10 protein-coding genes and 2 pseudogenes are annotated in these 14,905 nt (G+C 71.3%); 5 read left to right on the plus strand and 7 right to left on the minus strand.

Annotated elements, in window-relative coordinates; translation table 11 throughout:
• Positions 1 to 8: 8 nt before the first annotated feature.
• The 4 genes and pseudogenes from ACFWVC_RS02230 to ACFWVC_RS02245 form a co-directional block, all read right to left on the minus strand.
• Positions 9 to 872: pseudogene (locus tag ACFWVC_RS02230) on the minus strand (D-ribose ABC transporter substrate-binding protein); the annotation flags it as partial.
• 138 nt (positions 873 to 1,010) lie between these two features.
• Positions 1,011 to 1,979, minus strand: a pseudogene (locus ACFWVC_RS02235) (ABC transporter permease); the annotation flags it as partial.
• On the minus strand, positions 1,969 to 3,498 hold the full coding sequence (locus tag ACFWVC_RS02240; RefSeq protein ID WP_384274988.1) for a sugar ABC transporter ATP-binding protein: 1,530 nt from the start codon (positions 3,496 to 3,498) through the stop codon (positions 1,969 to 1,971). The gene ACFWVC_RS02240 and the pseudogene ACFWVC_RS02235, both read right to left, overlap by 11 nt.
• Positions 3,499 to 3,524: 26 nt before the next feature.
• Positions 3,525 to 4,538 carry a LacI family DNA-binding transcriptional regulator gene (locus tag ACFWVC_RS02245; RefSeq protein WP_384274379.1) on the minus strand — a complete coding sequence of 338 codons (1,014 nt, stop codon included), beginning with the start codon at positions 4,536 to 4,538 and terminating at the stop codon, positions 3,525 to 3,527.
• A gap of 205 nt (positions 4,539 to 4,743) precedes the next feature.
• Here ACFWVC_RS02245 and ACFWVC_RS02250 point away from each other — a divergent pair, with 205 nt between their 5' ends.
• The 4 genes from ACFWVC_RS02250 (at position 4,744) to ACFWVC_RS02265 (ending at position 10,685) form a co-directional block, all read left to right on the plus strand.
• Positions 4,744 to 7,080: an ATP-dependent RecD-like DNA helicase gene (locus ACFWVC_RS02250; protein ID WP_384274388.1), complete on the plus strand. Its 2,337-nt coding sequence runs from the start codon at positions 4,744 to 4,746 to the stop codon at positions 7,078 to 7,080.
• A 132-nt stretch (positions 7,081 to 7,212) separates the two neighbouring features.
• The gene (locus tag ACFWVC_RS02255) at positions 7,213 to 8,502 is read left to right on the plus strand and encodes a citrate synthase (RefSeq protein ID WP_384274396.1); all 1,290 of its coding nucleotides are present in this window, start codon (positions 7,213 to 7,215) and stop codon (positions 8,500 to 8,502) included.
• A gap of 458 nt (positions 8,503 to 8,960) precedes the next feature.
• On the plus strand, positions 8,961 to 9,707 hold the full coding sequence (locus tag ACFWVC_RS02260) for an SDR family NAD(P)-dependent oxidoreductase (protein ID WP_384274403.1): 747 nt from the start codon (positions 8,961 to 8,963) through the stop codon (positions 9,705 to 9,707).
• A gap of 219 nt (positions 9,708 to 9,926) precedes the next feature.
• Positions 9,927 to 10,685, plus strand: a complete 759-nt coding sequence (locus tag ACFWVC_RS02265) for a DedA family protein (protein WP_384274410.1) — start codon at positions 9,927 to 9,929, stop codon at positions 10,683 to 10,685.
• 23 nt (positions 10,686 to 10,708) lie between these two features.
• Here the strand turns inward: ACFWVC_RS02265 and ACFWVC_RS02270 are convergent, their stop codons facing one another.
• On the minus strand, positions 10,709 to 11,356 hold the full coding sequence (locus ACFWVC_RS02270) for a TetR/AcrR family transcriptional regulator (RefSeq protein WP_384274417.1): 648 nt from the start codon (positions 11,354 to 11,356) through the stop codon (positions 10,709 to 10,711).
• Positions 11,357 to 11,526: 170 nt separating this feature from the next.
• Here ACFWVC_RS02270 and ACFWVC_RS02275 point away from each other — a divergent pair, with 170 nt between their 5' ends.
• A complete protein-coding gene (locus ACFWVC_RS02275) occupies positions 11,527 to 13,791 on the plus strand; it encodes an MMPL family transporter (RefSeq protein ID WP_384274423.1) in 2,265 nt (754 codons plus the stop codon).
• A gap of 3 nt (positions 13,792 to 13,794) precedes the next feature.
• On the opposite strand, the gene ACFWVC_RS02280 is transcribed toward ACFWVC_RS02275, so the two are convergent.
• The gene (locus ACFWVC_RS02280; protein WP_319661490.1) at positions 13,795 to 13,998 is read right to left on the minus strand and encodes a MarR family transcriptional regulator; all 204 of its coding nucleotides are present in this window, start codon (positions 13,996 to 13,998) and stop codon (positions 13,795 to 13,797) included.
• A gap of 237 nt (positions 13,999 to 14,235) precedes the next feature.
• A complete protein-coding gene (locus ACFWVC_RS02285; RefSeq protein ID WP_384274434.1) occupies positions 14,236 to 14,889 on the minus strand; it encodes a TetR/AcrR family transcriptional regulator in 654 nt (217 codons plus the stop codon).
• Between the last annotated feature and the right edge of the window lie 16 nt (positions 14,890 to 14,905).

Raw genomic sequence — 14,905 nt, forward strand, 5'->3', positions numbered from 1 at the left:
GCGTCGCGTCAGGACGTGAAGCCCGCGACGTTCTTCTCCGTGACGACCTTGACCGGCACCTTCACCAGGGTCGGGAGCTTGTCGCCCTTGGCGGCCTTCACGGCGTTCTGCACGGCCAGCTTGCCCAGTTCGCTGGGCTGCTGGGCCACGGACGCGGTGAGCGTGCCCGCCTTGACCGCGGTGAGGCCGTCGGGGGTGCCGTCGAAGCCGACCACCTTGACGGTCTTGCCGGCCTTGGAGCCGAGCGCCTTGATGGCGCCGAGGGCCATCTCGTCGTTCTGGGCGAAGACGCCGGTGACGTCGGAGTGCGCCTGCAGCAGGTTGGTCATGACGTCCAGGCCCTTGGTGCGGTCGAAGTCGGCGGCCTGCTGGGCCACCACCTTGATGCCGGGGTAGGCCTTGATGCCCTCGTTGAAGCCCTGGCCGCGCTCATTGGCGGCGGAGGTGCCCGCGGTGCCCTGGAGGACGACCACGGTGCCCTTGCCGCCCAGGGAATCGGCCAGCGTCTTGGCGGCCAGCCGGCCGCCCTCGACGTTGTCGGAGGCGACGGTGGTCGCGAGGTCCGCGTTGTTGACGCCGCGGTCGGCGGCGACGACGGGGATGTTCGCCTTGTTGGCGGCCTTGACCGACGGGCCGGCCGCGTCGGAGTCCACCGGGTTGACGATGATCGCCTTCACGTTCTGGCTGGTGAAGTTCTGCAGCTGGTTCGCCTGCTGCGACGCGTCGTTCTGCGCGTCGGTCACGGTCAGGCTCACGCCCTCCTTCTTCGCCTCGGCCTGGGCGCCCGCCTTGAGCTGGACGAAGAAGGGGTTGTTGAGGGTGGAGACCGACAGGCCGACCTTGGTGCCGGAGGACGAGCCGGAGCCGGAGTTGCACGCGGCGGCGGTGAGGGCGAGGGCGCTGACGGCGACGACGGTGACCGTGATCTTCTTGATACGCATCGGTGGTTCCTTGCGGGTGTGATGAGGCTGGTGTGCGGAGGTGCGGTAGTGCGGGGCGCGGCGTCAGCCGCGGCGGCGCAGCGTGTCCAGGAGGACCGCCAGGGCGATGACGACGCCGATCACGACCTGCTGCCAGAAGGCGGAGACCGACAGTAGGTTCAGGCCGTTGCGCAGCACGGCGAGGATCAGCGCGCCGATCAGGGTTCCGGAGGCCTTGCCGACGCCGCCGGAGAGGCTGGCGCCGCCGATGACGACCGCCGCGATGGCGTCCAGTTCGTAGCCGTAGGCCGCCTGCGGCTGCGCCGAGGCGAGCCGGGAGGCCAGGACGATGCCCGCGACGGCCGCGAAGAGGCCGGACAGGCCGTAGATGACGAGCTTCTGCCGCTTGACGCGGATGCCGGAGAGGCGGGCCGCCTCCTCGTTTCCGCCGATCGCGTACATGGCGCGGCCCATGTAGGTGCGGCCCAGGATCACGGCCGTGGCGACGCCCGCGACGATCATCACCAGGACGGGCACGGGCAGCCAGCCGCCTATGGTGTCGCCGAGGTGGGAGACGGAGTCGGGGAAGGCGATCGGGCTGCCCTGGGAGATGACCAGGGTCAGGCCGCGGCCGATGGAGAGCATCGCCAGGGTGGCGATGAAGGGCGGCAGCTTGCCGAAGGAGATCAGCAGGCCGCTGAGCAGGCCACTGGCCACACCGGTGGCCACGGAGAGCACGACCGCCAGCCACACCGGCAGCCCTGCCGAGCTCGCGCTCCAGGCCAGCACCGTCGCCGAGAGCGCCGCGACGGAGCCGACCGACAGGTCGATGCCGGCCGCGACGATCACAAAGGTGGAGCCGAAGGCGAGGATCGCCACGACGGCCGCCTGGACGCCGACATTGAGCAGGTTCTGCGTGCTCAGGAAGTCGCCCGACATGAACGACAGCGCCACGAGCAGGACGACCAGGGCGCTGAGGGCGCCGTTGTTGAGGAGCACGCGGCGAGCCGCGGCGACGCCGCCCGTGTCCGTAGTCTTCTTGAGCGTGTCAGTGGCCACGGGAGCCCTCCACATCCTTCTTCGTCGCAGTGGTGTTGCCGTTGTCGTTGTCCGCGGTGCCCGAGCCGACGGCGAGGGCCATGATGGAGTCCTGGGTCGCCCGGTCCGCGGGGAGTTCGCCGGCGATCCGGCCCTGGGACATCACCAGGACGCGGTCGCTCATGCCCAGCACCTCGGGGAGGTCGCTGGAGATCATCAGCACGGCGTGGCCGGAGGCCGTGAGCTGGTTGACGAGCTGGTAGATCTCCACCTTGGCGCCGACGTCGATGCCTCGGGTGGGCTCGTCGAGGATCAGCACCTTGGTGTCGGCCAGCAGCCACTTGCCGATGACGACCTTCTGCTGGTTGCCGCCGGACAAGGTGCGGACGTGCTGCTGGAGGCCGGCCATGCGCACCTTGAGCTGCCCCGAGATGCGGTCGGCGTCCTTGCGCTGGCCCGCCCGGTCGATGAAACCGGCGCGGGTGGCGCGACCGAGGGTGACCAGGCCCAGGTTCTCCTGGACGCTGGCGTCCAGGACCAGGCCCTGGCCCTTGCGGTCCTCGGGCACCAGGCCGATGCCCGCGTCCATGGCGGCGTTGACGTCGTGCCGGCGCAGCCGCTTCCCGAGCACCTCGACGGTCCCGGAGTCGTAGGGGTCGGCGCCGAAGACCGCGCGCACGACCTCGGTGCGCCCGGCGCCGACGAGCCCGGCCAGGCCGACCACCTCGCCGGCCCGCACCTCGAAGCTCACGTCCTGGAAGACGCCGCCGCGGGTGAGGCCCTCGACCTTCAGCAGCGGGGCGCCGGCGTCGGTGCGCTCGCGCGGGTACTGCTGGTCGATGCTGCGTCCGACCATGAGCCGGACCAGCTCGTCCTCGGGCGTGGAGGCGGGGACCTGGGCGACGCTGCGCCCGTCGCGCAGGACCGTCACGCGGTCGCCGAGCGCGGCGATCTCCTCCAGGTGGTGGGTGATGAAGACGATGCCGACGCCGTCCGCGCGCAGCTGGCGCACGATGGCGAAGAGCTTCTCGACCTCCTCGCTGGTGAGGACCGCGGTCGGCTCGTCCATGATCAGCACCCGGGCGTCCAGGCTGAGCGCCTTGGCGATCTCCACCATCTGCAGGCGGGCGATGCCCAGCTCTCCCACCGGGGTGCGCGGGTCGACGGCCACCCCGACGCGCTCCAGCAGCGCGGCGGCGTCGGTGTTCATCTTCTTGCGGTCCAGCAGGCCGAAGCGGCGCGGCTGGCGTCCCAGGAAGATGTTCTCGGCCACGCTGAACGTGGGGACGAGGTTGAACTCCTGGTAGATGGTGGCGATGCCGAGCCGTTCCGCGTCCTGTGCGCCGTGGATGCGGACCTCCTGGCCGTCCACGAGCAGGCGCCCTCCGTCCGGGCGGTTGGCGCCGGACAGCATCTTGATCAGGGTGCTCTTGCCCGCGCCGTTCTCGCCGAGCAGGACATGCACCTCGCCGCCGTGCAGGTCGAAATCGACGCCGTCGAGGGCGACCACGCCGGGGAAGACCTTGCGGACTCCCTCCATGCGGAGGATCTCGGGGCTGGTCGTGCTCAACGGGGGCTCCCTTCGGACGCGCCGGTGGAACGGCGCACTACGAGGCGGGCGGAGACGGTGACCGACGGCGCCGGTCTGCCTTCCACCCGGTCGATCAGCGAGCGCACGGCCGCCCGGCCGAGCTCGCCCGTGGGCTGGGCTATCGCCGTGATCGGCGGATCGGTGTGGACGAACCACGGGATGTCGTCGAACGCGGCGAGCGCGATGTCCTCCGGCACGCGCAGGCCGCGGGCGCGGATCTCGTCCATGGCGCCGAGCGCCATGAGGTTGTCCGCGGCGAAGACCGCGTCCGGCGGGACCGGAAGGTCCAGGAAGCGGGCGGTGGCCCGGCGGCCGCTGTCCGCTTGGAAATCGCCCTGCCCGATGTAGTCACCGGGCAGGGCGAGGCCGAATGCCTCGAGCGCGTCGCGGAAGGCCCGCACGCGCTCGCGGCCGGTGGTGGTCGCGGCCGGGCCCGAGATGATCGCCAGCCGGCGGTGCCCGAGGGCGTGCAGGTGGGCGACCAGGTCGCGGACCGCGTCGCAGCCGTCGGTGCGGACCACGGGCACGTCGTTGCCGATGCCGGGGATCCACCGGTCGACGAAGACCATGGGGGTGCCGGCGAGCACCGCGTCCATGATCAGCGGCGAGCCGCCGTCTGTGGGGCTGACCAGCAGCCCGTCGATGCGGCGGTCCAAGAGCGTGCGGATGTGGTGGTCCTGCTGGTCCGGCCGCTCGTCGGCGTTGCCGATGATCACGCTGTAGCCGAGCGCCCGGGCCTCGTCCTCGACGGAGCGGGCCAGCTCGGTGAAGAACGGGTTCAGCACGTCGCTGATGACCAGTCCGAGCGTCCGCGTCTGATCGGTCCGCAGCGACCGGGCCACCCCGTTGGGGCGGTAGCCGAGTTCGGCCACGGCCTCGAGCACCCGGGTGCGGGTGTCCGGGCGGACCGCGGGGTGGTCGTTGAGCACGCGGGACACCGTCGCGACGGATACGCCGGCGCGGGATGCCACGTCCTTGATGCTCGCCACCGTCCCACCTCCTCGTGGAATCGATTACAAGGAGGATTGGAAACGATTACATGCGCCACGACAAGAGCACGAAACCGGATCGTTACATTCCAGGTCCCCGTGGAGGTGGAGTTGTCCACAGGCCCGGCGGTGCTGTCGGCGCGGGACGGTACCTTCGGATCACAGCACCGGATCGCATCGCCGGACGGGGGAGGAGGCCCGTGTCATGGGGGAATCGGGGCAATTGTCGGGGCCGGCACCCCTGTCCGCGCCCGTGCCCGCGACCCGCTCCGCGAGGGACGCCGGCGAGGCTTCCGCGGGGGGTGGCGAGGTGCGGCAGTCGCGAGAGTCACACCGCCCCGCGCCGGCCGAGGTGACGGGTGTCCTGGAACGCATCACGTACGCCAACGAGGAGAACGGCTACACCGTCGCCCGTGTCGACACCGGCCGCGGCGGCGATCTGCTCACCGTGGTCGGCTCCCTGCTCGGCGCGCAGCCCGGCGAGTCGCTCCGCATGCAGGGCCGCTGGGGCTCCCACCCGCAGTACGGCCGTCAGTTCACGGTGGAGAACTACACGACCGTGCTGCCCGCCACGATCCAGGGCATCCGCCGCTACCTCGGCTCAGGGCTCATCAAGGGCATCGGCCCGCGGATCGCCGAGCGGATCGTGGAGCACTTCGGCACCGCCACCCTGGACGTCATCGAACGCGAGCCGGCCCGCCTCGTGGAGGTCCCCGGCCTCGGCCCCAAGCGCACCCGGCTGATCGGCGCCGCCTGGGAGGAGCAGAAGGCCATCAAGGAGGTCATGGTCTTCCTCCAGAGCGTCGAGGTGTCCACCTCCATCGCGGTGCGGATCTACAAGGAGTACGGGGACGCCTCGATCTCCGTGGTGAAGAACCAGCCCTACCGGCTGGCCGCCGACGTATGGGGCATCGGCTTCCTCACCGCGGACCGCATCGCCCGCGCGGTCGGCATCCCGCACGACAGCCCGGAGCGCGTGAAGGCCGGGCTGCAGTACGCCCTGTCCCAGGCCACCGACAACGGGAACTGCTTCCTGCCGGAGGAGCAGTTGCTCTCCGACGCCGTGAAGCTGCTCCAGGTCGACATCGGGCTGGTCATCGACTGCCTGGCCGAACTGGCGGCGGAGGAGGGAGTGGTGATCGAGCCCGTGCCCGGCCCGGACGGCGGGGAGTCCGTGCGGGCCGTCTACCTGGTGCCCTTCCACCGGGCCGAGATCTCGCTGGCGGGCTCGTTGCTGCGGCTGCTGCGCGGCCCGGAGGACCGGATGCCCGCCTTCCGCGACGTGGACTGGGACAAGGCGCTGGCCTGGCTCGCCGAGCGCACCGGCGCGGACCTCGCCCCCGAGCAGCAGCAGGCGGTGCGCCTGGCGCTGACCGAGAAGGTGGCGGTGCTGACCGGCGGGCCGGGCTGCGGCAAGTCGTTCACGGTGCGCTCCGTGGTGGCCCTGGCGCAGGCCAAGAAGGCCAAGGTCGTCCTGGCCGCGCCGACCGGGCGGGCCGCCAAGCGGCTGGCGGAGCTGACCGGGGCCGAGGCGTCCACCGTGCACCGACTGCTGGAGCTCAAGCCCGGCGGGGATGCCGCCTACGACCGCGACCGGCCGCTGGAGGCCGATCTCGTAGTCGTCGACGAGGCCTCCATGCTGGACCTGCTGCTGGCCAACAAGCTGGTCAAGGCCGTGCCGCCGGGGGCCCATCTGCTCTTCGTCGGCGATGTCGACCAGCTGCCCAGTGTCGGCGCCGGCGAGGTGCTGCGCGACCTGCTGGACGAGCGGGGCCCGGTCCCCTCGGTGCGGCTGACCAGGATCTTCCGGCAGGCGCAGGAGTCCGGGGTGGTGACCAACGCGCACCGCATCAATTCCGGCGTCCCGCCGCTGACTCAGGGGCTCGACGACTTCTTCCTCTTCGTGGAGGACGACGGCGAGGAGACGGCCCGGCTCACCGTGGACGTGGCCGCCCATCGCATCCCGCGCAGATTCGGCCTCGACCCGCGCCGCGACGTCCAGGTGCTGGCCCCGATGCACCGCGGGCCGGCCGGCGCGGGCGTCCTCAACGGACTGCTCCAGCAGGCGGTGACCCCCGCCCGCCCCGATCTGCCCGAGCGCCGCTTCGGCGGCCGCACCTTCCGCGTCGGCGACAAGGTCACCCAGATCAGGAACAACTACGAGAAGGGCGCGAACGGCGTCTTCAACGGCACTGTGGGGGTGGTCACCTCCCTGGACACCGTGGAGCAGCGGCTCACGGTGCTGACCGACGAGGACGAGGAGATCCCCTACGGCTTCGACGAACTCGACGAGCTCGCCCACGCGTACGCGGTGACCATCCACCGCTCGCAGGGGAGCGAGTATCCCGCCGTAGTGATCCCGGTCACCACCGGGGCGTGGATGATGCTCCAGCGCAACCTGCTCTACACGGCCGTAACCCGGGCGAAACGCCTGGTCGTGCTCGTGGGCTCGCGCAAGGCCATCGGGCAGGCGGTCCGCACCGTCTCCGCAGGCAGGCGCTTCACGGCTCTCGACCACCGGCTGTCCCTGGCGGCAAAATAGGCACTGGGTGCCACCTTTCGGTCCTATGGCCGACCCCGAGTGCACGTGGCCACGCCAAATGGGGGACAGTAGGGGTAGGTCAGGGCACCTCGAAACCTCGAAGAAGAGGCACGACGTCGGTGAGGGAATGACGTGAGCGACAACTCTGTAGTACTGCGGTACGGGGACAGCGAGTACAGCTACCCGGTGATCGAGGGCACCGTTGGGGACGACGGCTTCGACATCGGCAGGCTCCGCGCCGATACCGGCCTGGTCACCGTGGACAGCGGCTACGGCAACACCGCGGCCTACAAGTCCGCGATCACCTACCTCGACGGCGAGCAGGGCATCCTCCGCTACCGCGGTTACCCCATCGAGCAGGTCGCCGAGCGTGGCAGCTTCCTGGAGACCGCGTACCTCCTGATCAACGGTGAGCTCCCGACCGTTGACGAGCTCGCCGGCTTCCGGGGCGACATCACCCAGCACACGTTGCTGCACGAGGACGTGAAACGGTTCTTCCAGGGCTTCCCGCGCGACGCCCACCCGATGGCCATGCTGTCCTCCGTGGTCAGCGCGCTGTCCACGTTCTACCAGGACAGCCACAACCCGTTCGACGAGAAGCAGCGCTACCTCTCGACTATCCGGCTCATCGCCAAGCTGCCGACGATCGCCGCGTACGCGTACAAGAAGTCGATCGGCCACCCCTTCGTCTACCCGCGCAACGACCTCGGCTACGTCGAGAACTTCCTGCGCATGACCTTCGCGGTCCCCGCGGAGGAGTACGAGCTCAACCCGGTCGTCGTCGACGCCCTGGACAAGCTGCTGATCCTGCACGCGGACCACGAGCAGAACTGCTCCACCTCCACCGTCCGCCTGGTCGGCTCCTCCCAGGCCAACCTCTTCGCGTCGATCTCCGCGGGCATCAACGCCCTGTGGGGCCCGCTGCACGGCGGCGCCAACCAGAGCGTGCTGGAGATGCTGGAGGCCATCCAGGCCGACGGCGGCGACGTGGACGCCTTCATCCGCAAGGTGAAGAACAAGGAGGACGGCGTCCGCCTCATGGGCTTCGGCCACCGGGTCTACAAGAGCTTCGACCCCCGGGCGAAGATCATCAAGGCCGCGGCGCACGACGTCCTGTCCGCCCTGGGCAAGTCCGACGAGCTGCTGGACATCGCCCTGAAGCTGGAGGAGCACGCGCTCAGCGACGACTACTTCGTCTCGCGCAACCTCTACCCGAACGTGGACTTCTACACCGGCCTGATCTACCGGGCCATGGGCTTCCCGTCCACGATGTTCACCGTGCTCTTCGCGCTCGGCCGGCTCCCCGGCTGGATCGCCCAGTGGCACGAGATGATCACCGAGCCCGGTTCCCGCATCGGCCGCCCGCGCCAGGTCTACACGGGCGTCGTCGAGCGCGACTACGTGCCGGTCGAGAGCCGCTGATCCCGCGCCTCCGGCGTCCCGCTCCGGCGGGGCGCCGGGGCATGCCGGAGCAAAGAGAAACGCCCCGCGCCGAATCCCCCCACGGGTTCGACACGGGGCGCTCCCGTTTCCCGGAGCGGATCCCCCCACGGGTCCGTACCGGGCGTTCTTTGGGTGCGTTCGCCTCACCGGAGCGCGCCGCCCGGGAGGGCCGCTCAAAGCTCTCCGGGCAGTGCGTCCAGGCGTGACGACCGGGCTGTCCCCCAAAGACAACCCGCTCATCATCTCACCGAGTCCGCCGGGAGCCCGGTGTCTTCTCGCGGTTAGACCCCCAGGTAAACCAAAAGGTTACGTTCCAGCCAGTGTGATCTAGCTCTCGCCTACGTCTTTCTACGCCATCCGCATCAGGAACGACCCCCGTGTCGGTCGCGCGGGCCCCGTCCCGTAACGTGCTGTCCCACCTTGAGGGGCGGAGCGTGATGTCGCAGAACGCAAGTGTGGGCCGGAACGTCGTGGTGACCGGCGGGGGAACGGGCATCGGCCGGTCGGTGACCACGAGGTTCGCCGAGGCCGGCGACCACGTGACGATCGTGGGCCGGCGCCGCGAGGTGCTGCGGGCCACCGCGGAGGAACTGCGCACCGAGCACGGCTTCGACGTCACCCCCGTCGCCTGCGACCTCGCCGACCCCGACGACGTCGAGGCGGCGCTCGCGCGGCTGCCCCGGCGCGTGGACGTTCTGGTCAACAACGCGGGCAGCCGGGAACTGGCGATCGGCGCCGGTCCGCACGGCGTCCTGGCCCGCTGGCGCGGCGACTTCGAGCGCAATGTGCTGACCGCGGTCCTGGTGACCGAATCCTTGCGGGACCGGCTGCCCGAGGGCGGCCGGGTGATCACCGTGACCTCGGTGGCCGCGCTGCGCGGCGGGGGCTCCTACGGTGCCTCCAAGGCCGCCCTGCACGCCTGGAACCACTCCCTGGCGGCCCAGCTCGGCCCGCTCGGCGTGACCTGCAACATCGTCGCCCCGGGCACGGTGGCGGGCACCGAGTTCTTCGGCGCGCGGCTGGACGCCGCCGAGCTGACCCGGCGGGCCGGGCGCACCCTCGTCGGCCGCGTGGGGCGCCCCGACGACGTCGCCGCGGCGGTGGTCTTCCTGGCCTCCCAGGAGGCCGGCTTCATCACCGGCGAGATCCTGCAGTGCAACGGCGGAGAACTGCTCGGCCGTTGAGCCACGCGCCGCCGCCCGTACTCCCCTGGTGGGAGCCGGACGCCGTACCCCCTCCCTGAGGATGACGCTCCCCCCCGGAAAACCCCGGGAAGCCCCCCGATCCCGGTGAAACCGGGTTGCCCCCGCCTGAGCGGTGCTGCCAGCGTGGAACCGGGACAGGGCGGGGCGAAAACCGGGTCCGGCGGGAAGAGGGGCGGCCGTATGGACGTTTCACGATTTATGTCGGCCCTTGACTTCACCGCGGGCCTCGACGGCTACCTGCGCGACGGTCACGTCCTGTGGGCGTACGGGGTGCTCGCGGCCACGACCGCACCCCCGCTGGTGCCCAATGCCGCGCTGCTGGTGACCGGCGGAGTGCTGGCGGCCCAAGGGCGGCTGGACATCGGGCTGGTGCTGCTGGTGGTCGCGGGCAGTGCCGTCCTCGGCGACATGGTGATCCACCGGACCGGCCGGGCGGTGAGCGGCAGCGTCCTGACGCGTCTGTACCGAAGGCCCCGGCGGCGTGCCTTGCTGGAGTGGGCGAGCACCCGCATACAGCGCCATGGCGTGCCCTTCGTGATCGGCGTGCGATTCCTGCCCAGCGGGCGGGTGATCGGCGGGCTGGCCGCCGGGATCGTCCGCTACCCGGCGCGGCGCTATCTCATCGGCGCGGGCGTGGCCGAAGGGGTGTGGGCGACCTACTCCGTGGGGCTCGGCTACTTCGGCGGGCTGGCCATGTCCAACTCCCTGTACGCGGTCGGGCTCGGGCTCGGTGTCTCGCTGCTGGTGGCCGGGATCGGCAGCCTGGCTCAGGTGGTGTCCGGTCGCCGCGCGGCCGCCGAGAACGCCGCCGTCGCCGGGCGGGTGGTGGCGTCCGGAGGGACGGCCCCTCCCGGGCCGCGCGTCAGTGACGAGGAGGGGCTCGGCGCGAAGGGCGGGCGCGGGGCGACCGGCGGGACCGGGCCGGGTGCGGGACGCCGGGGCACCGTGAGTTCCTGAGCCGCCGGGCGCCGCCCGGTGGTTCAGCCGGCCGGGGCCGCGCCGGTGCTCGCGTCGGGCGTACCGCTGAGCCCGGCCGCCGCGGCCGCCGCCGTCACATCGACGGGTCCGGTGCCGACGCGCGGCGCGAGGTAGCCGAACAAGGCGTTCTTCAGCTCGCCGGTGTAGGCGTCCCGCTCCGTGCCCTCGTGCCCGACGGCCAAGGCGAGGCCCGCCTTGAACAGGCCGAAGGCCATGGCCGCGACCTGCGTCCGCTCCGCCGGGGACAGGTCCGGGGCGCGCAGGCCGAGCAGCGTCTCGACCCGCTCCAGCAGGGAGCCGTGCAGGGCGTCGTGCTCCGAGGCGACCGTCCCCGGGATGTCGCTGTCGTGGACGAGGGCGAGGAAGGCCGGGTTCTCGCAGTTGAAGTCGATTATCGGATCGACGATCACGTCGAGCATCTCGCGCAGCGGCAGCGAGGCGTTCTCCGGCGTGAACAGCTCGCCGTGGGCCTCGCGCATCCGCAGGTTGAGGGCGCTGCCCAGCTCGATGGCGATGGCTTCCTTGTTGGGGAAGAACTGGTAGAGCGTGCCGGGTGACACACCCGCCTCACGCGCGATGGCGTTCGTGCTCGCCGCCGTGTAGCCCACCTTGCGGAAGACGTCCGCGGCGGCCTCCAGCAGCTGTGCCACGCGCCGTTCCCCGCGCGCCTGACGGCGGCGCGGTCTCTGCTCCTCGGGCACGTGTACTCCCCAATCACTGTTGACAAACGCGAGTGGCCGCTCGCATTCTGAAGAAACGCGAGTGATCGCTCGTGTTGGCCAGTTTACGGCTGTTCTCCATGGGAGGGGACACCTCTGTCATGTCCGATGTCAACCGCGGGCGCCCGCCAGGGGGCTGGACCCGGGCGACGACCGCCCGGCCGGTGCTCACCCTGCTCCTCGCGCTGCTGTTCACCGCTCTCGCCGTGGTCGCGGGCAGCGGGGTCGCGGAGCGGCTGCGCAGCGGAGGCTGGGAAGCGCCCGGCTCCGAGTCGACGTACGCCGGCGCGGCCCTGGAGAAGTACTTCCCGGACTCCCAGCCCAATCTGATCCTCCTCGTCGACAGCCGCGGGGCCGGGGTGGACTCCCCGGCCGTGGCCGCCGAAGGCCGTGAACTCGGCCGCAGGCTCGCCGCGGACAAGGACATCAGCGGTGTCACCTCCTACTGGACCACCTCGGCGCCCGCCCTGCGCGCCGAGGACGGCGGCGAGGCCATGATCGCCGCCCGCATCGCCGGCGACGACGACGCGATAGCCGCCACCGTCGAGCGCCTCGCCCCCGAATACCGCGGGGAGCACGGCCCGGTGGAGGTCAGGGTCGGCGGGATGGCCGCCTTCCGGCACGAGTTGCAGACCACCATCCAGGACGATCTGGCCCGCGCCGAGATCATCGCGCTGCCCGTGACCCTGCTGCTGCTCGTGATGGTCTTCGGCAGCGCCGTGGCGGCGATGCTGCCGCTCGGTGTCGGCATCGTCGCGATCCTGGGCACCAACGCCGTACTGCGCGGCATCACCGCCTTCACGGACGTCTCGATCTTCGCCCAGAACCTCACCACCGCCCTGGGGCTCGGACTGGCCATCGACTACGCGCTGTTCATCGTGCGGCGCTTCCGGGAGGAACTGGACGCCGGGGCCGACCCGAGGGCCGCGGTGGGCGCGACGCTCCGTACGGCCGGCCGCACGGTGCTCTTCTCGGCGCTCACCGTGGCCGCCGCCCTGGCGGCGATGTTCCTGTTCCCCCAGTACTTCCTGCGCTCGTTCGCCTACGCGGGCATCGCGGTGGTGCTGCTGGCGGCGGGTGCCGCCCTGGTGATCCTGCCGGCGGCGCTGGTGCTGCTGGGGCACCGGGTCAACGCGCTCGACCTGCGCAGGATCCTGCCGCGCAGGCGGGCCGCACGGGAGCCCGGCGCCGGGTACGCGCGGCTCGCCACCCTGGTGATGCGCCGGGCGCCGCTCTTCGCGGTCGGCACGATCGCGGGACTGGTGCTGCTGGGAGTCCCCTTCCTGCAAGTGCAGTTCGGCACGGCGGACGACCGCCAGCTCCCGGCGACGGCCGAGGCCCACGTCGTGCAGCAGCACATCCGCGACGACTTCCCGGGCAACCCGGGCGACGAGATCACCGTGCTCGCCGAGGGCAGCCCCACCGCCGCCCAGCTCGGCGCCTACAGCAGCCGGCTGTCCGAACTGCCCGGAGTGGTCGTCGTCGACGGCCCCGCCGGGCAGTACACGGCCGGCGAGCGCAGCGCGGCGCCCGGCCCGGCCGAGGCGGCCCGCCAGGCCGGCGGCGCGGCCTATCTGACGGTGCTGCCGAAGGCGGCCGCGGTGGACGCGGCCGGGCAGGACCTGGTCGGCAGGGTCAGGGCGGTGCACGCCCCCTTCAAGACCTCGGCGACCGGTACGGCCGCCCAACTGGTGGACACCAAGGACGTCATCGCGGACCGTCTGCCGTTGGCGGCGGGGATGATCGCGGCGGTCACTTTGCTGCTGGTCTTCCTGCTCACCGGATCCGTGGTCATACCCTTGCAGGCGGTGCTGCTCAACGCACTGAGCCTGACCGCGATGTTCGGCGCGGTGGTGTGGGTCTTCCAGGACGGCCACCTGTCGGGGGTGCTGGACTTCACCGCGACCGGGAGCATCGAGACCACCCTGCCGGTGCTGATGTTCTGTGTGGCCTTCGGGCTGTCGATGGACTACGGCGTCTTCCTCCTGTCGCGCATCAAGGAGGAGTACGACCACACCGGTGACCACCGGTCGTCCGTGGTCTTCGGGGTGCGCCGCACCGGCGGGCTCATCACCGCGGCCGCGGTGATCCTGGCGGTGGTGATGGTGGCCATCGGCACCTCGCGGGTCGCCAACACCAAGATGCTGGGCCTGGGGATCGCGCTGGCCGTGCTGATGGACGCGATGGTCGTGCGCACGCTGCTCGTCCCGGCCGTGATGCGGCTGACGGGACGGGCGACCTGGTGGGCCCCCGGGCCGCTCAAGCGGCTGCACTGCCGCTTCGGGCTGAGCGAGGGGGAGGGGCCGGCCGGGGCCCCGCCGCGGGAGGAGCCCGCGCGGGACCCGGAGCCCGCCGCCACCGGCTGAGCGTCAGCCGAGCTCCCGGCGGCCCCTGTTGCCCGGCCGCCGGGAGCTCCACAGGCGGATGGTGTCCGCGTACCAGAAGGGTTTGCCGGCCTCCACGACGTCGGGCGGCGGCAGGTGCCCGTGTTTCCGGTACGAGCGCACCGTGTCGACCTGGACCCCGATGTGAGCGGCGATCTCGGCGTACGACCAGAGGGTCCGATCCGTCATCTCACACACACCTCCTCGCGCTGGCTTCGAGCGGTCAGCCTCGCCGGGTCAACGACATGGGATGACCGGTGAAAGGGCCTGTTGATCAGCTGTTACGCGAAGCCCGCGTAACGGTGACAAACCTGGCTGAGGGGGTGATGATCGGACACCCGTCCGGCGGAGGGGGCCGCGACGGTGTGCGAAACGCCGACCGCGACGCCCACCGCGACGCCGCCCCGACGTAGGCAGGAAGTGCCCTCAGTTCCCGAACCTGGCGGGCAGGGGCGGCGCTTCCGCCGAGGCGGCGGCGCGCAGTCGCGCGAGGATGGCGGTGCCCGCCCGGGTGTACGCGGAGGAGTCGTCGAAGAGCACCGACTGCAGATTGCCGGACTCCATCAGCGCGATGAGCTCGAAGGCCAGCAGAGGCACATCCAGATCGGCCCGCAACTGCCCTGTCCGGCGGGCCTTCTCCAGGGTGATCTCGACGTAGGTGATCCACTCCAGGCGGGCGTCGGCGACCAGGTCGTGGACCGGACCGGTCCGCGCGTCGAACTCGGCCGCGACGGCGAGGAAGAAGCATCCGCCGGGGAACACCCGGCTGCGGGAGTACTCCAGCCATGCCTCGCACAGCCGCCACACCCGGGCGATACCGGGGGGCAGTTCGCGCGGGGGCCGCACCACATGGTCGACGTACAGCTCGCGGGCCGCCCGGACGGTGGCCAGTTGCAGTTCCTCCTTGGAGCCGAAGAGGGCGAACACCCCGCTCTTGCTCAGCCCGAGTTCGGCCGCCAGCCGGCCCAGGGACAGCCCTTCGAGGCCCTCGACCGAGGCGAGGGCCGTGGTGCGGCTCAGGACCAGGCGGCGGGTCTCGTTGCCGCGCCGGACCCGGTTGTCCGTACGGGGGGCTGTCACCCGGCCATCCTACGAA

The organism is Streptomyces sp. NPDC058691 (assembly GCF_042714775.1).
Taxonomy (GTDB): domain Bacteria; phylum Actinomycetota; class Actinomycetes; order Streptomycetales; family Streptomycetaceae; genus Actinacidiphila.